Origin of the sequence: Collinsella tanakaei, assembly GCF_016900375.1 — a bacterium.
Lineage (GTDB): Bacteria > Actinomycetota > Coriobacteriia > Coriobacteriales > Coriobacteriaceae > Collinsella.
The window spans coordinates 37,702-57,981 of the sequence record NZ_JACJKB010000010.1 but is presented as its reverse complement, the minus strand read 5'-3'; the positions used below and the strand labels follow the sequence as shown (position 1 = coordinate 57,981).

Annotated in this window: 13 protein-coding genes; 6 read left to right on the top strand and 7 right to left on the bottom strand. The window is 67.9% G+C overall.

Translation table 11 applies throughout. From position 1 onward, the window contains the following. The first annotated feature begins 53 nt into the window (after positions 1-53). The 3 genes from H6A16_RS07190 to H6A16_RS07180 all read left to right on the top strand — a co-directional run bounded on the left by H6A16_RS07190 (position 54) and on the right by H6A16_RS07180 (position 3,784). Positions 54-1,394 carry an MFS transporter gene (locus H6A16_RS07190; protein ID WP_204617619.1) on the top strand — a complete coding sequence of 447 codons (1,341 nt, stop codon included), beginning with the start codon at positions 54-56 and terminating at the stop codon, positions 1,392-1,394. A gap of 178 nt (positions 1,395-1,572) precedes the next feature. Further along, positions 1,573-3,414: an ABC-F family ATP-binding cassette domain-containing protein gene (locus tag H6A16_RS07185; RefSeq protein WP_204617617.1), complete on the top strand. Its 1,842-nt coding sequence runs from the start codon at positions 1,573-1,575 to the stop codon at positions 3,412-3,414. Between the two features lie 7 nt (positions 3,415-3,421). Then, the gene (locus tag H6A16_RS07180; protein WP_342589732.1) at positions 3,422-3,784 is read left to right on the top strand and encodes a hypothetical protein; all 363 of its coding nucleotides are present in this window, start codon (positions 3,422-3,424) and stop codon (positions 3,782-3,784) included. A 110-nt stretch (positions 3,785-3,894) separates the two neighbouring features. On the opposite strand, the gene H6A16_RS07175 is transcribed toward H6A16_RS07180, so the two are convergent. Further along, positions 3,895-7,884 (bottom strand): S8 family serine peptidase, encoded by a 3,990-nt coding sequence (locus tag H6A16_RS07175; RefSeq protein ID WP_204617614.1) that lies wholly within the window; start codon positions 7,882-7,884, stop codon positions 3,895-3,897. Between the two features lie 75 nt (positions 7,885-7,959). Then, positions 7,960-10,479 carry an S-layer homology domain-containing protein gene (locus H6A16_RS07170; protein WP_204617611.1) on the bottom strand — a complete coding sequence of 840 codons (2,520 nt, stop codon included), beginning with the start codon at positions 10,477-10,479 and terminating at the stop codon, positions 7,960-7,962. A gap of 421 nt (positions 10,480-10,900) precedes the next feature. Between H6A16_RS07170 and pgi the strand changes: the two genes are divergently transcribed. After that, entirely contained in the window at positions 10,901-12,595 is a 1,695-nt protein-coding gene (pgi, locus tag H6A16_RS07165) for a glucose-6-phosphate isomerase (protein ID WP_204617609.1), read from the top strand. Between the two features lie 245 nt (positions 12,596-12,840). Further along, the gene (locus H6A16_RS07160; protein ID WP_204617606.1) at positions 12,841-13,494 is read left to right on the top strand and encodes an HAD family hydrolase; all 654 of its coding nucleotides are present in this window, start codon (positions 12,841-12,843) and stop codon (positions 13,492-13,494) included. A gap of 107 nt (positions 13,495-13,601) precedes the next feature. On the opposite strand, the gene H6A16_RS07155 is transcribed toward H6A16_RS07160, so the two are convergent. From H6A16_RS07155 to H6A16_RS07145, 3 genes are all read right to left on the bottom strand, one after another. Further along, entirely contained in the window at positions 13,602-13,871 is a 270-nt protein-coding gene (locus H6A16_RS07155; RefSeq protein WP_204617604.1) for a hypothetical protein, read from the bottom strand. Between the two features lie 122 nt (positions 13,872-13,993). After that, positions 13,994-14,755, bottom strand: a complete 762-nt coding sequence (locus H6A16_RS07150) for a TatD family hydrolase (RefSeq protein WP_204617602.1) — start codon at positions 14,753-14,755, stop codon at positions 13,994-13,996. Positions 14,756-14,763: 8 nt separating this feature from the next. Further along, a complete protein-coding gene (locus tag H6A16_RS07145) occupies positions 14,764-15,555 on the bottom strand; it encodes a tRNA threonylcarbamoyladenosine dehydratase (protein ID WP_204617600.1) in 792 nt (263 codons plus the stop codon). A 235-nt stretch (positions 15,556-15,790) separates the two neighbouring features. Between H6A16_RS07145 and ettA the strand changes: the two genes are divergently transcribed. Beyond that, a complete protein-coding gene (gene ettA, locus H6A16_RS07140; RefSeq protein WP_204617597.1) occupies positions 15,791-17,470 on the top strand; it encodes an energy-dependent translational throttle protein EttA in 1,680 nt (559 codons plus the stop codon). Between the two features lie 80 nt (positions 17,471-17,550). On the opposite strand, the gene H6A16_RS07135 is transcribed toward ettA, so the two are convergent. Both H6A16_RS07135 and H6A16_RS07130 read right to left on the bottom strand, forming a co-directional pair. After that, on the bottom strand, positions 17,551-19,101 hold the full coding sequence (locus tag H6A16_RS07135; RefSeq protein ID WP_204617595.1) for a hypothetical protein: 1,551 nt from the start codon (positions 19,099-19,101) through the stop codon (positions 17,551-17,553). 149 nt (positions 19,102-19,250) lie between these two features. Then, positions 19,251-20,234 (bottom strand): hypothetical protein, encoded by a 984-nt coding sequence (locus H6A16_RS07130; RefSeq protein ID WP_204617592.1) that lies wholly within the window; start codon positions 20,232-20,234, stop codon positions 19,251-19,253. Positions 20,235-20,280 lie beyond the last annotated feature (46 nt).

Here is a 20,280-nt window from a genome sequence, read left to right as displayed (position 1 = left end):
ACGATCGCGGGCGCCGCATGACGTCGCGCCCGCCGTGTTCGAGGAGGATTTCGATGACACAGGGTAGGGCTGCTACCGGAGGGCAGGGCAAGCCGTTCTACGGATGGCTGCTCGTTGCCGCGGGCTTTCTGATCATGGCGACGTGCTACACCATCATGGTGAGCGGCATGTCGCTGTTCCAGCCGCATATCGTGGCCGACCTCGGCATCAGCGTCGGCACGTACAACACGGCGAACTCGCTGTCGACGCTCGTGTCCATCGTGGGCGCGCTCGTGGTGGGCAACGTCGTCGACCGCGTGCCCGGGCGCATCCTGGGCGGTCTGTCCGTCGCCATCACCGCGGCGGCGCTCGTCGGCTTCGCCTGCGTGGGCGAGGCTTGGCAGCTGTTCGTGCTGTTCGCCATCGATGGCCTGGTCGTCGTCGCCGGCACGCGCCTGCTCATCTCCATCGTGGTCACCAACTGGTTCACGGTCAAGCAGGGCCTTGCCGTGGCGCTCGCGCTTTCAGGCTCGGGCTTCGGTGGCGCGATCCTCGGCCCCGTGGTCAACGGGCTCATCGGCGCCTATGGATGGCGCACGGCGTTTCTGGTGCTCGCCGCGGTGTGCTTCATCATCTCGTTCCCCATCACGGTGGCGGTGTTCCACAGCCGTCCGTCCGACATCGGGCTTGAGCCCTACGGCGCGGGTGCTGCGGCCGCCGACGGGTCCGGCAAGAAGCAGGCCACCGGTGACGGCGCCATCGTCGACATCGAGGTCGGTTGGAAGAACGTGCGCCGCCATCCGTCGTTTTGGATGCTCGTCGCGGGCTTCGTGGTCATGGGCGTGCTGAACGGTGCTGCCATCCCGAACTCCATCACGAACCTCACCTCCGTCACCGTCGAGGGCCAGGAGGTCATCACGGGCGGTCACACGGCGGCCTTCGCGAGCATGTTCTACTCCTACAACATGATCGTGGTGCTCATCTCCAAGATCGTGACCGGCAGCCTGTACGACCGCGTGGGCGTGCGCTGGGGCATCATCATCGGCAGCCTTGCGTGCCTCATCGGCAGCGCGGGCATGTGCTTCCCCGCGACGACCGTCGGCCCGTTCCTTGCGGCGACCTTCTTCGGCTTCGGCACCTGCATGGGCACGGTCGCGCCGCCGCTTGTTGCCGTGCGCCTGTACGGCACGAAGGACATGGGCCAGATCACCGGCTGGATCACAAGTCTCGAGATGCTCGGCTACGCGCTCGGCACCATCATGTCCGGCATGGTGTTCGACATGTTCCTGTCGTTCGTTCCCATGTGGATCATCTCGATCGTCGGCGCTGTCGTCATGCTCGTGCTGCTGATGGCAGCCGCGCCCTCGGCGCGCCGCCTGGTCGACCGCCTGCGTGCGGAAGGCGCCTCGGCGTAAGGGACGCGGCTTCTCGTGCGACATCGCAGCCCTTTCCGGCTCGGTTGGCCGGGGAGGGCTGCTTTTTTGCGTGGCGGTGTGGGGAACCCGCTGCGTCGCGCTGAACTCCGTGCGAGGTTTCCGTGGCGGCGTGATAGCATGGAGGGCTGAACGTTTCTGATGACAAGGGGTGCGGCGCATGGCCATCCTTTTGGGCTGCGATTCGGTGCAGCTTGAGTTTCCGACAAAGCGGATCTTCGACGAGGTGACCCTCGGCGTGAACGAGGGCGACCGCATCGGCATCGTCGGCCGCAACGGCGACGGCAAGTCAACGTTGCTCTCGGTGCTCGCCGGCGCGCTGGAGCCCGACTGCGGCCGCGTGACGCATCGGCGCGGCGTGACGGTGGGCCTGCTCGGCCAGAAGGATGCGCTTGACGACAACATGACCGTCCACCGCGCCGTGGTGGGCGACGCGCCGGAGTACGAGTGGGCGTCGAGCCCCCGCGTGCGCGCGGTGCTCGACGGGCTTATCGCCGACGTCGACTGGGAGGGCACCGTGGGCGAGCTCTCCGGCGGCCAGCGCCGCCGCGTGGACCTCGCGCGCCTGCTCATCGGCGATTACGACGTGCTCATGCTCGACGAGCCCACGAACCACTTGGATATTCGCACCATCAACTGGCTGGCGGCGCACCTCAAGGCGCGCTGGACATCCGGCGTCGGCGCGCTGCTCGTGGTCACGCACGACCGCTGGTTTCTGGACGAGGTGTGCCTTTCCATGTGGGAGGTGCACGACGGGCGCGTCGATCCCTTCGAGGGCGGCTACTCCGCCTATATTCTGCAGCGCGTGGAGCGCGACCGACTCGCCGCGGCGGCGGAGGACCGCCGGCGCAACATGGCGCGAAAGGAGCTCGCATGGCTTTCGCGCGGCGCGCAGGCCCGCTCGACCAAGCCGAAGTTCCGTGTCGAGGCCGCGCGCGCCCTCATCGCGGACGTGCCTCCGGTGCGCAACGAGCTCGAGCTCAAGCGCCTGGCCGTCTCGCGCCTGGGCAAGCAGGTCATCGACGTGATCGATGCGACCGCCGGCTACGCCGACGCCCAGACGGGCGCCTTCGAGCCGGTGGTGTCGGACGCCACGTGGCTTATCGGCGCGGGCGACCGCTTCGGCCTTCTGGGCGAGAACGGTGCGGGCAAGTCGACGCTGCTCTCGGTGATCCAGGGCAAGCTCGCTCCGGTGCGCGGCCGCGTGAAGATCGGCGCCACGGTGCGCTTCGGCGTGTTGTCGCAGCAGCTCGACGAGCTCGCGCCCTATATGGACCAGACCATCCGCGAGGTGCTGTCGCACTACAAGCGGCTGTACGTCGTGGACGGCAAGGAGACGAGCCCCGAGAAGCTGCTCGAGCGGCTCGGATTCACCACCAAGCAGCTGTGGAGCCGCATCGGCGACCTGTCGGGCGGCCAGCGCCGCCGCCTGTCGCTGCTGCTGACGATCTTGGACGAGCCCAACGTGCTGATCCTGGACGAGCCGGGCAACGACCTCGACACCGACATGCTCGCCATCGTGGAGGACCTGCTGGACGGCTGGCCGGGAACGCTCATCCTCGTGACGCACGACCGCTACCTCATGGAGCGCGTGACCGACAGCCAGTACGCCATCATCGACGGGCACCTGCGCCACGTCGCGGGCGGCGTCGACGAGTACCTGCGCCTCGTGGCGCATGACGGGGCGCCCGAGGGCGCGGGCCGCTCCGGGCGCGCGGGGGTGCCTGCCGCATCGCAGGCCGCCGGGGCGGGCCCTGTCCCGGATGCCTGCGGCCTCACGAACGCCGAGCGCCAGCGGCTGCGCCGCGAGGTGTCCTCGCTCGAGCGCAAAATGGAGAGCCGCCGCAAGAGGCTCGAGGAGCTCGAGCGTGAGCTCGGCTCGATCGACCCGACCGACTACGAGGCGCTCGTCGCCACGCAGGCGCGAATCGACGCCGAGCGCGCCGAGATCGATGGGCTCGAGACCGCATGGCTCGAGGCGAGCGAGCAGCTCGAGGGGTAGGGGAGCCGTGGCGCAGCTGCACATCAACAGCCTGAGCGCCCACGAGCGCGCGAAGCTCGTCGAGAGGCGCTTCTCCGTCGACGAGCTCGCGGCGCTGCACGCGGCGCTCGCGCGCGCCCATCGGGCGCGCCGTCGGGCCTTCCGGCGGGTGACCGTGTTCGTGGCGGTGCTCGTGGCGGCATTGCTCATCATGACCGGGTCGCTCACGGGCCCGACGCCCGCGCTTGCGTTCAGCGCGGTGGCGCTCACGATCCTTGTCGCCATCGTCTTGACCCTCACCTGGGTGCTCGCCATCGGGCTGTACGCGCATCAGTTCAACGACGCCGTCGATGAGGGATACCCCGAGCTGTTCGGCCGCTACCACCTGTAGCGAGCCCCGTCTGTTTTCGGCATGCCTAGTGAGGCTGAAAAGGTAAGGGCCCGCGACGCCGGTTTATCCCGTGCGTCGCGGGCCCTGTGCCGCTTCGCTTGCGCGTGCGCCTATTCCGCCGGGCGCGGGAAGGGGAATCCGGCGCGGTCGGCGCGCATGAGCACGGTCGCCGCCTGGGCGCGATCGAGGTCGCCCTGCGGCTGGAGCTCGGTCGTTCCCCCGATGCCGCGCAGGTAGCCCTCATCGACCGCCCACGCGACGGCCTCGTATGCCCAATCGGACACCGTTGCGGCGTCGGTGTAGCGGGACAGGTCGGCTCCGCTCGCGTCCTCGGGCTCGGCGATGCGCCACAGGATGGTCGCCATCTGCTCGCGCGTCAGCGGGTCGTCCGGCCCGAACTCGCCGCTTCCCCCGTAGCCCTCGAAGATGCCCTGCTGCGCGCACCAGGTGACCGCATCGCGGTACCAGGCGCCCTGCGCGCAGTCGCTGTAGGGCATCGGGATATCGACCGCCGGCTTGCCGGCCATGTTGTAGAGGACCTGCGCCATCTGGGCGCGGGTGAGCGAGACCATGGGCCCGAACACGCCGGCGTCCGCGTCGACGCCGAGCATGACGCCCTCATCGACCGCCCAGTCGACCGCCTTGTGATACCACGCGGACACGTCGAGGTCGACGTAGCCCTCCGTCGGGCACACAGCACCCGTGAGCTGCTCTGCGGCAGCGCGCGGGAGCGTGTAGAGCGCGCCCGTCGCGGATGCCGCATCGGTCCCGTGATCGAAGGCGGTCAGGTGGACGCAGCCGTCGAAGACCGCGGCCGAGGTGATGGAGACGCCCGTCGCGGAGTCGCCGCCGAGCCATGCCGTCCCCTCGCAGGCGAGTGTGTCGAGGTCGATGTACGCGGTGTCGCCGGAGCCCGCGATCGGGCGCGCGAAGATGAGGACGCCGTCTTCGACAGGGACGGTTACGCTCCTCTCGATGTCTCCGTAGTCCGAGTATGTGAAGGCGGGCGCGCCCTCGATGGCGCCGAGGTCGTCGAGCACCCCGCTTGCCGGGTCGACGGTGTATGCGTGCGACACGTACGACGTCGAGAGGTCGGTCCGCCCGCCGCCGACCGCGCCGATCACGTAGATCTCGCCGTCATGTGCGATGGGAGCGATCGGAGCGAGCGTGATGCCCGGGAACTGCTCCGTTCGGATCTCGGTCGCGGAGAGCTCCCCGTCGAGGCCCTCCAGCGAGGCGATCGCGTATCGTATGACCTGCTCGCCCGACGCGAGCTGGTACGCGGCGCCCACGAGCGCGTAGGAGGTGTCGCCGATCGCCGTCGCGCCCACGATCGAGGAGGCATAGATCGCCCCTGCGGCCTCCTCCGGGGTCGCGATGGCGACGGTTCGCCGATAGGGGCTCCATTCATCGCTCTTCGCGCTGTAGGTCGCCGCGAGCACGACGATGCCGTTCTCGTCCAAGTCGGTCGTGACGGCGACGATGTCGCTCCCGACGGCCGTGTAGGCTATCGGGGCGTGGGAGTCATGCGTCGCCGACTGCCACGGCGCTCCGGGCGCGGCGCATGCGGTCCATGAGCCGCTTCCGGGATTGTCCGAGCGGTACAGGTAGGTGCCGACCGTGTCGGCAAGGTACAGGGCGTCCGAGGTGCCCACGAGGGCGCCCGTGGCGGCATCGGTCGCGCCGACGGGGAAGCCGTCGGTCCACATGATGTCGAAGGACGCCTCGCGCGTGGGGAGGCTGTAGGAGGCGCGATGGGTGCGGCCGGTCGACCGGTCGAGCACGTCGATGCGGTGGGACTCCCCGTCGAAGGCGTCGGAGGGCGCCGTGAAGGTCAGCTCGCTGTCGGTCTGCGCCGTGCACGCGACGTCCTCGCCGTCGAGGGTGACGCTCGCGTCGCTAAGGGCGTAGCCGTGGACGGTGACCGAGCCGGTCGCCGGGTCTGCGTCGACGGACCACGTGTTCGCGCTGATCGCGTCGTCGTCGATCGCCACGTCCCAGTCGAAGCGGCCGTCGGTCGCCGTGTGCTTCTCGACGCCTCCATAGGTCGTCGTGCTCAGCGGGACGGTCGATCCCACCAGCTTGCCGCGCAGCTCGAGCGCGCCCGCCTCGGGGTCGAGCGCCGCCAGCTGGCCGACGGTGCCCGCGGCGAGCGGGGTCGCCATGGACGTCCCGCTCATCTCGCCGTAGGGGGCGTAGTCGCTCGTCTCGTCGCTCACGCCGTCGCCGCCCACCAGGCCGATGCCGTAGGGCTCGATGTAGAAGGTGGTCCGCTCGCTCGACCAGACGCCGTCAGCGGGCGCGATGGAGGCCTGGACGGCGCCGATCAGCCGGTCGGACTCGGTGTCGAGGGCGGATAGGGAGGTGTCGTAGACGGTGGTCAGGTCGATGTTCACCTCGGAGACGGTCGAAACGCCATGGAGCGGGACGGTCGCGCCGTCCTTGACCGAGTAGAGGGACGGCACGATATACAGCCTCGTGTTGGCGGGGCTCGCGGCATCGATGCTCGCGCTCGCCCCGATGGCGAAGTCCTGCACCGCGTGCGACGTGCCGACGAACGGGTTGTCGAAATACCACTGGAGCGTCATGGTGTACGAGGAGCCCCCGTCGGCCCGGGAGGGGTCGAAGGTCACCTTGAGGCCGGGGGTGCCGTGGCCCGCATCGGCGACCTGCTCGATGGTGAACGCGTCGGTGGCCTCGGGCGAGGCGGGCGTTCCGTCGGCGCTATAGACGTAGAGCCGGTAGGTGGATGAGTCCGCGGCGTAATCGGAGAAGTCGTTCACGTACTCCAGGTCCTTGCCCGCGGCCAGCGACACGCTGGGGGAGAAGTAGGCGTGCGCGGCGTCGGTGCTGACCGTGGACATGATGTTGGAGCCGGGCAGCGCGACATCGACGTCCGTCTCGTTGAAGTTCGAGAAGGTCGACAGGGCGTTCGACTTGTTGCTCGAGGCGATGATGGCGGCGTAAGGGCTCTCGAGACCCGTGGTCGCCCCGGTGCCGACGGTGGCGGTGTCCGAGCCGGCGTTGCCCGCGGCGAAGACGGACAGGATGCCGAGCTTTCCGGCCTGGTTCACCAGGTAATCGAGCACCGGTGCGTAGAAGCCGATCTCCCAGGAGTTGCTCGCGCAGACGACGTTTTGCCCGGAGAGCGCGGCGCCGATGAGGTACTCGTAGGCGGAGACGATGTCTTTGAGGTACAGCACGCCCCCGCAGTCCTCGGGGGCAACCTTCAGCGCCATGATCTCGGTGTCGGCGCTCGCGCCCGCGATCCCCTCCGCGTTGTTCTGGATGCCGGCGATGACTCCCGCGCAGTGGGTGCCATGGGAGTCGACGGACGAGGTGCCCGGCGTCGGGTCGTCGTCGTTGCCGGCGAAGTCGTATCCGCACGACCCCGCCTCGCCGGGCAGGCCGGGGATGCCGGGGTTCTCCCACATGTGGTCGGCGAGGTCGGGATGGGAGGCGTCGACGCCCGTGTCGAGGACGGCGACGATGTTGCCCGAGGTCGCAGGCGCGTCCTCGCGGGCGGCGAGGGCCGCCTCGAGGTCGATGCCGGCGCTCTCGCTGGTCATGCTGTACTGCCAGCCGCGATACAGCGTGTCGTCGGGTGCGGACCCGTCCACCGTCGCGATGTAGTTCGGCTGCGCCGCCACCACGAAGTCGAGTTCCTCGAGCTCGGCCACCAGCTCGTCGGCGTCGGCGCCCTCGCGCTCGACGAGGGCGACGCGCAGGTCCGCGCCCTCCGGGACGTCGCCGGATGTCCCCTCGTCGCTCTGGAGCTCGATGGCGCCCTGCTCGAGGGCTCGGTCGACGGTGGAGAAGTCCCACGTCTGGGCGACCGCGAAGCCCGTGCCCGCGAGCTCGTCTGCGCTCGCGGAGTCGTCGAGCAGGCTCACCTGGGAGTCGGATGCGCGGTACAGGACGAGCGCCTGGCCGGGCACGGCCTCCTGGTCGCTTCGCTGCGCCGCCGAGGAGGCCGCCGTCACGTTGGCGAGCAGGTCGGCCAGCGCGGGCTGGGCGAGCGCCGCGGCGGGGGCGAGTCCGCACGCCAGCGCGATGCCGAGCGCCCAGGCGAGCCTTCTGCGTCCGGTTGGTATCTTCATGGCTGTTCCTTTCCTTGTGGGTGCAGATTATCCGCCTGCGCCGGCGCGGCGGGGACCGTCTTCCCGACGGTGCCGTTATCCTTCGGCGAAGATGCCCGCGTCGACGGCGGAGACCATCATCTTGGCCATCTCGGCGCGGGTCATCGCGCGGCCCGCCTGGAGCTGCGCGCCCTCGGCGGTCTCGACCCCGCCGATGACGCCGCCTTCGACCGCCCAGGCCACGGCCGCGCGCGCCCATGCGGAGACGCCGTCGGCATCGGGGAAGCCGTCGAGGACGTCGGTCGGCTGGGCGTCGAGGTCGGCGCCCGCCGCCTTGGCGAGCACCGTGCAGAACTGCTCGCGCGTGAGCGCCTCTCCCACGCCGAACACGTCGGAGCCGCGGTAGCCCTCCATGACGCCGTCCGCCACCGCCCAGTTGACCGCGTCGGCGTACCAGGCTCCCTGGTCGACGTCGACGTGCCCTGCCGCGGGCGCGTCCGTGTCGGACGCTCCCAGGAGGTTCCGCATGACCTGTGCCGCCTGCTCGCGCGCGAGCGTGTCGGTGGGGCCGAACGCGCCGTCCCCGTAGCCGCCCATGAGGCCGAGGTCCGCCGCGCGCTCGACCCAGGAGCTGTACCACTCATCTGCGGGCACGTCCGTGAAGGCGTGGTCGAACGGGTCGGCGTAGGCCTTGATCGGGAAGTTGTCGTAGACGAGCATGTCGCCCATCGGAAGGTTGTCGCCCTCGAGTGTATCGGCCAGGTCGGACCATGTGCCGCCGGCGTACAGGTAGCTCTCACCCTCGTTGACGACCGAGCGGAAGAACACGGGCGTCTGCACCTGGATGACCGACTCCACGTCGTCTGCGATGGCCTGCTCCTGAGACGCCAGGTACTCGGAGACCTCCGCGTCCGTCGCGTCCGGATGCTCCTCGAGGTAGCCGGTACGCAACGTCTCGACGACCTGGTTCTCGATGGCGCGCGTCTGGCTCTCGCCGATGCGCAGCTCGTTGAGCTCATGGTCGCGATTCTGCCTGCTCGGCGCGCCCTGGAGCAGGATGCCGTACGCGCCGTCGGCAAGCCGCATGGTGACGACCACCGAGAAGCGGTCGCCCTGGGAGAAGCCCATCTTCTCGCGGTCCTGGGCGGGGATCTTCTCCAGATGGTAGCCGCCGTACTCGTAGCTCGCCTCGAAGCTGGTGAGCAGCTCGCCGTCAGTCGGGTCGTCGGCGCCCTCGGCCAGGCGAAAGACCTCGTAGGTCACCGTCGTGCCGGGTTGCGCCGTCTCGCAGGACAGACTCGTGAGCCTCTGGCCGTCCTCCGCCGTGAAGATGTTCGCCATGCGGGTGACATCCTCGTGCCCCTGGGAGAACGACATCTGGGTCGGCAGGTAGTCGTACTGGTTGACGATATAGGTTCCGTTCTTGTCGGTCTCCCGGCCGTCCACGTCGTAGTCGAGCGCCTCGACGGTCGAGATGCTCTGGTCGTAGTAGGACAGGTAGAAGTAGCCGTCGTCGCCGAAGTTGGACTTGTTGGGGAACTCGTTGCTCGCGGAGCCCCAGCTGTTCTTCACGATCCAGGCGCCGTCGGCCGGCGGTTGGTGCCCGGCCTTGAAGTTCTCCTTGGAGTAGTCGTCGTCCCAGCCCACGATGGTCACCGCGTGGTTCGTCATGGCCGGCTGGTAGGTGTAGTGCGCCCACGTCTCGGTGTTGATGTAGGCGTCGTCGGATTCCTCGCCGGGCTTGGACGCGTCGGCGCAAAACGCGATCGAGACGGCGCGCCCCTCGAAGAGCTGTTCCTTGATGGCCGCCGTCGCGTCCTCGTCGTACACGTAGGCGCCGCTCTCGTCGAACGTCGCGGGCGAGGGCAGGATGAACGACTCCTCGAGCGCCGCGGACGACCCGGCGCGCAGGGCCTCGTCCAGCGTCCAGGTGCCCGCCGCCGACCAGTACGCGTCGTGGTCGGCGATGCCCTCGTCGTTGCTGTACGGGGCCATCGATTCGTCGACGGGCCCGATGCCGTTGGAGAACAGCGAGGTCGCATAGGTGACGTAGCCGCCGTAGTTGAAGACCGCGTTCTCGAGCGGGTACCCCAGCACCTGCTCGGCGAACTCCGGGTCGGGGACGTCATCGGTCTCGGTCAGCGCGTTGTAGCCGCCCTCACCGCCCTGGCCGTCGTACTTCGCGTCCGTCTCCTCGTCGTCGGGCAGGTGGGTGACCGCGAAGTAGGCGAGATGGCGCTCGGAGAGGTCCAAGCCGGTCTCCGCATAGGTGGTCCCCATCTCGGAGAGCAGGCTCGTCTCGGAGGCGGCGATGGCCGCGAAGCCCCAGCAGGTTCCCCAGGGGTTCTGGAACTTGACCGGCGTCACCACGCCGCGGTCGCGCAGGTCGAACTTGTCGGGCAGGATCTCGGATGCCGTCTGGAGGCGGATGTTCGAGGTGCCGGGGGTGAAGTTGTACGCCTCGTGGGCCTTCGCGTAGCCGAGGTCGTCCGCGTCGAGTGCGAGCGCCGGCGCCGCCGCGGCCCCCAGCGCGGTGGTCGCGATGCCGAGCGCGAGCGCGCCGCGCCGGACGAGGTCCCTCGTCCGGTCGCGCCATGTGCCGTTCATATGCACCATTTGCGATTCCTTTCTCGGTTTCGATGCCGGCCGATCCGCATCCGGCATATATGTCGACTAGTATCCCACGGTGCGCGGCGCCGGCGGCAAGACGGCCGAATGGATGCTGGGAATAGAGGATGAATGGGATGGGGTTTTCGGCAAACGGTGCCGCGCGGACGCGGCGCTGCCCGGGGAGCCGTCGCCCGAAAGGAGGGGCTGCCGACGATCGGGGGAGGGGCGCCTGCCTCCCTGTCGCCCCCGCCTCCGTTTTTGGTTCCCGAACGGCCGGCACGGGGCCTTTTCGTTCCTCGCGGGCGGTGTTGTAACGTTTGCGGCAGCGCTGTCCGGTTTGGCGATGTCGCGGCGGGACGCTGCGCTAGAATGAAGCCACCTGACTGTTGGGCGCCGATGCGCGTCCGCAAGAACGAGGAGGATCTGCATGTCTACCGTTTCTGCTCCCATCGATGCCACGAGCACGCCCGCGTGGGCTGCCCTGCAGAAGCACTACGACGAGCTCATCGCCGCCGGCGTGGATCTCAAGGGCTGGTTCGCGGCCGATCCCGACCGCGTCTCCAAGCTCAGCTACGACCTCGGCGAGTTCCATATCGACCTCTCCAAGAACCTGGTGACTGACGAGACCATGAAGCTGCTCGTGGACCTCGGTCGCGCTGTGGGCCTCGAGGAGCGCCGCGACGCCATGTACCAGGGCGTGCACATCAACACCACCGAGGACCGCGCCGTCCTGCACACCGCGCTGCGCCGTCCCGCCGAGGATGCCGGCAAGTTCATCGTTGACGGCCAGGACACCGTGGCCGATGTCCACGAGGTGCTCGAGCGCATGTACGCCTTTGCCGAGAAGGTCCGCTCCGGCGAGTGGAAGGGCGTCACGGGCAAGAAGATCGAGCACGTCATGAGCATCGGCATCGGCGGCTCCGACCTCGGCCCGGTCATGGTGTATGAGGCGCTGAAGCCCTATGCGGATGCCGGCATCGACTGCCGCTACGTCTCCAACATCGACCCGAACGACATGGCCGAGAAGGTCAAGGGCCTCGACCCCGAGACCACGCTGGTCATCGTCGTCTCCAAGACGTTCACCACGCTCGAGACGCTCACGAACGCCCGCGAGGCCAAGACCTGGCTGCTCGAGACCCTCAAGGCCTCCGGCGCCATCGACGGCTCCGACGAGCAAAACGCCGAGGCCATCAAGAAGCACTTCGTGGCCGTGTCCACCGCGCTCGACCTCGTGGCCGACTTCGGCATCGACCCCGAGAACGCCTTCGGCTTCTGGAACTGGGTCGGCGGCCGCTACTCCGTCGACTCCGCCGTGGGCCTGTCGCTCATCGTCGCCTTCGGCCCCGAGCAGTTCGAGAACTTCCTCAAGGGCTTCCATGACGTCGATATGTACTTCCAGAACACCCCGCTCGAGGAGAACGTCGTCGCGCTCATGGGCCTCATGAACGTGTGGTACGTCAACTTCTTCGGCGCCAAGAGCCACGCCGTGCTGCCCTACAACCAGTACCTGCATCGCTTTGCCGCCTACCTGCAGCAGCTCACCATGGAGTCCAACGGCAAGAGCGTGCGCTGGGACGGCACCCCGGTCACGACCGCCACGGGCGAGATCTTCTGGGGCGAGCCGGGCACCAACGGCCAGCACGCCTTCTACCAGCTGATCCACCAGGGCACGCAGCTCATCCCCGCCGACTTCATCGCGTTCGTGAACACCCCGAACCCCACGAAGGACGGTGACCAGGACGTACACGAGCTGTTCCTGGGCAACTTCCTCGCGCAGACCAAGGCGCTCGCCTTCGGCAAGACCGCCGATGAGGTTCGCGCCGAGGGCACGGCCGAGTGGATGGTTCCGGCCCGCGTGTTCACCGGCAACCGCCCGTCGACCTCCATCTTCGGCATCGACCTGACCCCGCATGCCGTGGGCGCCCTCATCGCGCTCTACGAGCACATCACGTTCGTCGAAGGTACGGTCTGGGGTCTCGACTCCTACGACCAGTGGGGCGTCGAGCTCGGCAAGCAGCTCGCCAAGCAGATTACCCCTGCCTTCCACGACGACGAGGCGCTCAGCGTTCAGGACGCCTCGACGAAGGCCCTCATCGAGTTCTACCGCGCTAACCGCCGCTAGTTGATTCGACCGGCCGGCTGAGACGCCCTCTCAGCCGGCCGTCTACGTTGTTGTCCATTTTCAGGACGGAGATGTTTTCGGACATCCCGCGGCGGCCTGGCCTCCCTGGGGACGTAGCCGGAAGGCGCCACCGGGACACGGCTGCCCCGGTGGCGCCTTCCGGCTACGTCCCCAGGGAGGCCAGGCCGCCGCGGGATGTCCGAAAACATCTCCGTCCTGAAAGTGGACACAGGAAAGGATGTGCGATGGCGTTTCCGTTCAAAGCCGTCATCTTCGATATGGACGGCGTGATCGTCGACACCGAGAAGTTCTATTTCGATGAGCTCGCCGTCTTGAGCGACGATCTGGGGCTCGGCATCACGCTCGAGGAGCGCAAGGCGCAAGTCGGCATGTCGCATCAGGCCTTCCAGCGCAGCCTCGTGAAGTGGATGGAGCGCGGCGGCCGTGGACACATGACCGGCGATGAAGCCGAGGCCGTCTACAACGAGTGGGCGGCGGGGCGTCCGCATCCCTATGCCGAGCTGCTGAACCCCGGAGTCGCACAGACGGTGGATGCGCTGCACGACCTCGGCGTGCGCGTGGCGCTCGCGTCCTCCTCGCCGATGGCGAATATCCTGGCCGTGCTTGAGGACTGCGGCCTTTCCGGCAAGTTCGAGCCCATCGTGTCGGGCGAGCAGTTCCATGAGAGCAAGCCCGATCCCGAGATCTACCTGCACACACTCGACCTGCTGGGCCTTCCCGCCAAGGTGTGCTGCTGCATCGAGGATTCCGTATACGGCATCGCCGCGGGCCGCGCGGCGGGGCTTACGGTCATCGCCAAGCGCGAGGAGCGCTTCGGCTTTTCGCAGGAGGGCGCGGACCGGATCATCGATACCGTCGCGGATCTGATGCGCGTGTAGGGGAGACGGTCGGTCACACTCGGGACGCTGTAGTCCCGCGGCGAATCGCAAGGAAAACGGGGCCCGCGGGCCCCGTTCTTGTAAGGTGCGTCGCTATGGATAACGCCCTATGCCGCCTGGCGGATCGGACGGTTGTTCATGAGCGGACGGCTCGATGTCGGATGCAGCGGCTTGCCCGCGATCGATGCCTCGCCTTCGGGTGCCAACACCTCGGCGTGCGTGGACCAGGCGATGTCACGGTCGGCGACATCGGGGCTGAAGCGCACCTGCCAGCGGTGGAGCACTGCGGGCAGAACAAAGGAAAGCGCCTCCAGCAGGACGAACACGATTGCCAGCGGAACGATGATCTGCAGCAGCAGGGCGATGGACTCGACCATGATGGCTCCTTTCCCTCTCGCGTCTTCGTGGGGGCGCTGTGGCGCGTCCTATATAGTCCATACCCGCCCGTATCCGCGTTATACGCGAACAGCGCCGGGCGGTGCGGGGTGATTCGGCGAGGCTACAGGAGGCCGAGAAGCTCACAGCTGTGGCTGCAGACCTGCTGTCCGAGCTGCTCTGCGTCAATGCCCTTGAGCTCGGCGATGGTCGCGAGCGTGCGCTCGAGCGAGGCGGCGATAACCTCAGCCGAGCCGGGTCCGCGGTCGGCGGGAAGGTCGGTTTCCAGCAGCAGGCGCTCCACCGGGATCTGCCGCGCGTACTCGCGGCCGCGACGCGTGCCCAGCATGAACTCGTTGACCGAAAAGAGACAGCCGGCCTTGCGCGCCCGCGCGAGCTCATCGCTCGTGCCGGAAAACCAGTGGATGATGCAAGCGGCGCTGTGCGTGAGGCCGTGGCCCTCGAGGATATCGAGCACATCGCCGGCGGAGCGCACGGCGTGGATGGTGAGCACGCGCCCCGGCAGGGGATGCTCGGCGCAGGCGCGCACGATGCGCTCGAAGGCATCGCGCTGGGAGGACGCACTCGCAAGGTGGCTCTTCCCGTAATCGAGCCCGACCTCGCCCACGAACGGCGTGCGGGCGATCTCCTGCTCAAGCAGGTCGACATCGTCGACGCTACAGGTGCCGTCGTCGATCCACCAGGGGTGCAGACCCGCGGCGCAGCGCACGGTGGGGGAGTCGCGATAGGCGTCGCGCGTTGCCAGATAATCGCGCGGCGCCACGCTCGCGTTCAGGATGCCGAGGCCGATCTCTGCAGCCTCGGCGGCGACCTCCGGTCCGTTGGCCATGAGGTCGAGATGGCAGTGCATGTCCACAAGGCGCATGGGGCCTCCTATCGCACGACCGTGCCGTCTGCGCGCACGGTTTCGCAGCCCACGCCCGAGATCTGCCGGATGACCTCGCCGGCGATCATCTGCCCCATGATGGGCGGCATGTACGAGGCGGTGCCGAGCTCGGTGCGGCCGGCGGCGGCGCTGTCGTCGCGCGGGGCGGTGCGCACCGGCTCCTCGCAGGAATAGAGGACCTTGAGGCGACGGATACCGCGGCGGCGGCACTCTTTTCGCACGATGCGCGAGAGCGGGTCGCGGTTCGTCTCGTGGATGTCCGCGATGCGCAGGCATTCGGGATGCAGCTTGTTGGCGGCGCCCATGCTGCTGATAAGGGGCAGGCAGCGCCGCTCGGCGAGCTCGGCGAGCGCGATCTTGGTCGATACGGTGTCGATGGCGTCGACGATGTAGTCGAGCGCGCCGCCGCAGGCCTCGAGCATCTCGTCGATAAGCGCCTCGAGGTTGTCAGGCAGCACGAACGCTTCACGCGCGATCACGGTGCAGCCCGGGTTGATGTCGGCGATCATGCCCGCCATGACGTCGATCTTGCGCTGCCCGACCGTGCTCGTGAAGGCGATTGCCTGCCGGTTGATGTTGCTCGGGGCGACGACATCCTTATCGACGATGGCGAGCGTGCCGATGCGTCCGCGGGCAAGCGCCTCGACGCAGCTGGAGCCGACGCCGCCGCAGCCCAGCACGAGCACGCGGGAGCGCTCCAGGCGGTCGACGCCCTCTTTGCCCATGATGATCTCGAGCTTGTCGGTTGCGGTTTCCGGCGCAGGGTCGATTCGGGTCATCTCGGTCCTTTCGTATCGCGTGGCGGCTGTGCCCGCCGCCTTCATTCTCTCACAACCGCACGATGGCACCCCGAGAAACCCGAAAGCAGTTGGCTGCGGCATGCGAGCGCGGCTGCGTCGGGGATATCGCGGCAGCACGGGCGCATCCACCCGTGGATTTACCGCGCAGGCCCTCGCGCCGCTGCCGCTCCATGCGACAATAGGCGCGCTAGCATTGCATACGATAAGGAGAACCATGGCAGAGTTCATCTACACCATGTATCAGGCGCGCAAGGCGCATGGCGACAAGGTCATCTTGGACGACGTGACCCTGTCGTTCTTCCCGGGCGCCAAGATCGGCGTCGTGGGCCCCAACGGCATGGGCAAGTCCACCCTGCTCAAGATCATGGCGGGCAAGGAGGAGGTCTCCAACGGCGAGGCGCGCCTCACGCCCGGTTATACCGTCGGCCTGCTCGAGCAGGAGCCGCCGCTTGACGACGACAAGACGGTCATCGAGAACATCCGCATGGCCTTCGGCGACCTGCTCGCCAAGGTCGACCGCTTCAACAAGATCGGCGAGGAGATGTGCGATCCGGACTGCGATATGGACGCCCTCATGGCCGAGATGGGCAAGCTTCAGGACGAGATCGACGCCGCCGACGGCTGGGATATCGATTCCAAGCTCGGTCAGGCCATGGACGCCCTGCAGTGCCCCGATGCCGACATGCCGGTGAGCGTGCTTTCCGGCGGCGAGCGCCGCCGTGTCGCCCTGTGCAAGCTGCTGCTCGAGGCTCCCGACCTGCTGCTGCTCGACGAGCCCACGAACCACCTGGACGCCGAGTCCGTGCTGTGGCTCGAGCACTTCCTGCACAACTACCCGGGCGCCGTGCTCGCCGTCACGCACGACCGCTACTTTCTGGACAACGTCGCCGAGTGGATCTGCGAGGTCGACCGCGGCCACCTGTACCCCTACAAGGGCAACTACTCCACCTACCTTGAGACCAAGGCCGCGCGTATCGCCGCCCAGGGCCAGCGCGACGCCAAGCTCGCCAAGCGCATGGCCGCAGAGCTCGAGTGGGTGCGCAGCTCCCCGAAGGCGCGCCAGGCCAAGAGCAAGGCCCGTCTCGAGCGCTACGAGGAGATGGAGGCCGAGGCGCGCGCGAGCCAGAAACTCGACTACACCGACATCCGCATCCCGGTCGGCCCGCGTCTGGGCTCGAAGGTGCTCGAGGTCGAGAATCTTCACAAGGAGTTCGATGGCCGCGTGCTGATCGATGACCTGTCTTTCAGCCTGCCGCGAAACGGCATCGTGGGCGTCATCGGCCCCAACGGTGTGGGCAAGTCGACGCTGTTCAAGATGATCGTCGGCACCGAGCAGCCGACGTCCGGCAAGATCGAGCTGGGCGAGACCGTGAAGATCTCGTACGTCGACCAGATGCGCGAGGGCATCGACCCCGACAAGAGCCTGTGGGAGGTCGTGTCCGGCGGTACCGACAAGATGCTCGTGGGCGAGACCGAGGTACCGAGCCGCGCCTACGTGGCGAGCTTCGGCTTCAAGGGCTCCGACCAGCAGAAGCGCGCCGGCGTGCTCTCCGGTGGCGAGCGCAACCGCCTGAATCTGGCGCTCACGCTCAAGCAGGGCGGCAACCTGCTGCTGCTCGACGAGCCGACGAACGACCTCGACGTCGAGACCCTCTCGTCGCTCGAGGCGGCGCTGCTCGAGTTCCCGGGCTGCTCCGTGGTCATCAGCCACGACCGCATGTTCCTCGACCGCGTGGCCACCCACATCCTGGCGTGGGAGGGTACCGACGAGAACCCCGGCAACTGGTATTGGTTCGAGGGCAACTTCCAGTCCTACCAGGAGAACCGCGTGGCGCGTCTGGGCGAGGACGCCGCCAAGCCGCACCGCATCCGCCGCAAGCTCACGCGCGACTAGGTCGTGCGGTCCGGCGATTCCGGCATCGTTACCTCATATGAAAACGGCCCCGTGCGGGGCCGTTTTTGTTTTCGGGTGCTTTACGCTTGCATGCTGTCGACAACCCAGGGGGCTCCATGGGTCGCAGTATTGCGCTTGATGCAGACGGTCGCGTAGCAGCGCTCGCCGTCTTTCGCGTAGCCCATGGGGAAGGTCGCGCGGTTGCGGGCGCACGTGAGCGTGCCGCGCAGCAGCGCGATGTGGTAGTACTCGTTGAGGATCCCCATGACGTCGGCGCCATAGGGGAGCAGATACGAGATCTCGGAGAGCAGCGCGCCGGAGCAAAAGGCGTCGACGGTGAGGTCGTCCGGGTAGCCCGCGGGCAGCGTGGGCACGGACTGCGCGGAGCGCGCGTCGGCGGCCGGTGTGGGGGCCGGGACTGCAGGAGCGGGCGTGGGCGCAGGGGTGCCGGCATGCGAAGCGTGCTCGGCTTCGCACGGCTGCGACGCGCTGACGGGCTCTACCGGCGCAGCGACCTGGGCGTCCTGCGTCGCGGGTTCTGCCAGGCTGCGCGGCGCGAGTGATGGCTGGTCGGCGGCGTTCGCGGCAGCTGCCTGTGCAGCTTGCGCCGGAGTATCGTGGGTGACGCCGGACGGAGCGTCTGCCGGCGCGCTCGCCGCAGTTTCCTGCGCAGCAGGCTTCGTGTGATGGCGGCGTGCTTCCGTGTGAGGCCTGTCTGCCAGAACCGTGTTCGCCTGGGCGGCGGGGGAGGGGCTGTGGTGCGCGCGACAGCGCGTGCGATCCGCTTCGGCTTCAGGCGAGGGGCTCGCTGCCGGGGCCTCATCGGATCTCGGTTGCTCTGTGGCTGCTTGCTCCTGCGGGGCCAGGGACGTATCGGCGCCTGCGGCGACCTCTGACATCGCGATACCGGGGGTCGAGACGAGTGTCTTCATGCCGGCGTTTGCGTTCTCGGGGTCGTAGACGATCGTGAGCGAGATCGCGGGCTGGGGTTCCTCGATAGCGGCGTCTACCTGCGCGGGAACGGCCTCTTCGCTGCTGGATTCGTCAGTAGGGGACGCGTTCGCATCGTCTGCGGCCACATCCGGCTGCTCTTCGGGTGCCGGCGCGCTTTCGGGAGCAGGCTCCTGATCGGAGCCTTCGGGCTGGGCGGCGACGGGAACATCCTGCTGCGTTGCGTTATCGTCGACGGGTGCGGGAGACGTTGCGACCTCCGGCTCGGGTTCGGGCTCGGGTGTCGGTTCGGCAATCGGCTCCGGTTCCGGGCGCTTGACGCGCTTGGGCTTCACGGCCTTCAGGCCCTTATCGGCCTTCTTGCGCTTCCAGGGCTTGCCCGCCGGAGCGGCCTGCTTCTTCTCGGGAGCGGCCAGGGCCTCGTCCCATGCGGGCTGTGCGACGATGGTGGCGTAGACGCGCCCTCCTTTGAATACGGTGAGATCGACGAAGTCATCGAGTTCCTCGAGCAGCTCACGGGTGCCTTCGTAGCCGAGGTCCTCGGCGGTCATGCGCTCGGTCTCGAGTGCCTCCTCGACCCGCGGCATCAGCGTCTGCTTGCCACAGCCGAGTGCCGATGAAAGCAACTGGTAAAGATAGATATGGTTGCCGACCGAGAGCTTCGGCCGAATGTCCTTCATGCCCATGATGGCCTCTCTTCTTGTTTTCCACTAGCCATCTTACCATCGCTGTGGATTACAGCTTATTTGGCCTCTCTGGGGACGTAGCCGGAAGGCGCCAAAAATGGCGCCTTCCGGCTACGTCCCCAGAGAGGCCAAATGCGAGGGAGCTATGCCGCCGATGAGTTCGTGGCGTCCGATGCGCCGGTCGACGTGGAGCTGTCGGTATCCGACGTGCCTGATGCGCCCGTGCCTGCGCCGGATCCCGTGGAGGAGCTGCTGTCCGACGAGGTGCCGGACTGGTCGGCTCCGGTCATGGAGCCATCGCTGTCCGTGGTGGCGCCGGAGCTCTGGGAGGAGTCTCCGCTCGTGCCGGCTCCCGTGCTGGTGGAGGAGCCGACGGTATCGGTGGTCGTGCTGCCGGCAGTCGAGGAATCCGCGCTGGTGTTTCCGCCCTCTGCGGGCGTCTCCGTATCGACGGAAGGCTCAGCCGCCGCATCCGCGTCGGTCGCGGTGTCCGCAGGCGGCACGGACTCGGGTTCAGCGCCTTGCTGCACAGCCTCATGGACCTGCGGGATGAGCGGCGGGGTCTTCTCGCCGATGCCCTCGCCGGCGGTACCCAGAAGGATCGCGCCGGTCACGACAACGACGGCGGCCACCGCGGCGACCACCGAGAACGCGATGACCTTCCGCTGGGTCGCCGCGCGCTCCGCCGCGGCCTTCTCGCGGAGCTCGGAGGGGGCGATGCGCGCGCCGCGCACGGGCTTGCTGCCCAGGTTCACCGTCGCGTCCTCGCGCTGCTCGCGCAGGGCGTTCGTGATGCTCTTGATGTTCGCGTTCTTGAGCTTGCGGGCGCTCTCGTCAAGGAAGCGCCGGTACAGCTGCGACGAGATGACCGTCACGACGGAGCTCACGGCGGCACCGATGATGGATCCCGCGACGCCGATGTAGGACGCGAGGGCGACCGACGTGGCCGCCGCGGCGGCGCCGGCGATGACCTGCGCGGCCGAGATGCCGTCGAACAGCTTGGGTTTCTGCGGTTGGATGGCCTGCGTCTGGCCGATGAGGTTGGCGGGCGCGGCCGTCTCCTCCTCATCGCGCCGGTACACGCGCGTGCGCCGGCGCGAGGTGTAATCGTCCATATAATCGCTCATGGACGGACCTCTCCTTCATATATGGATGCGACGCGACGCTGTGGTT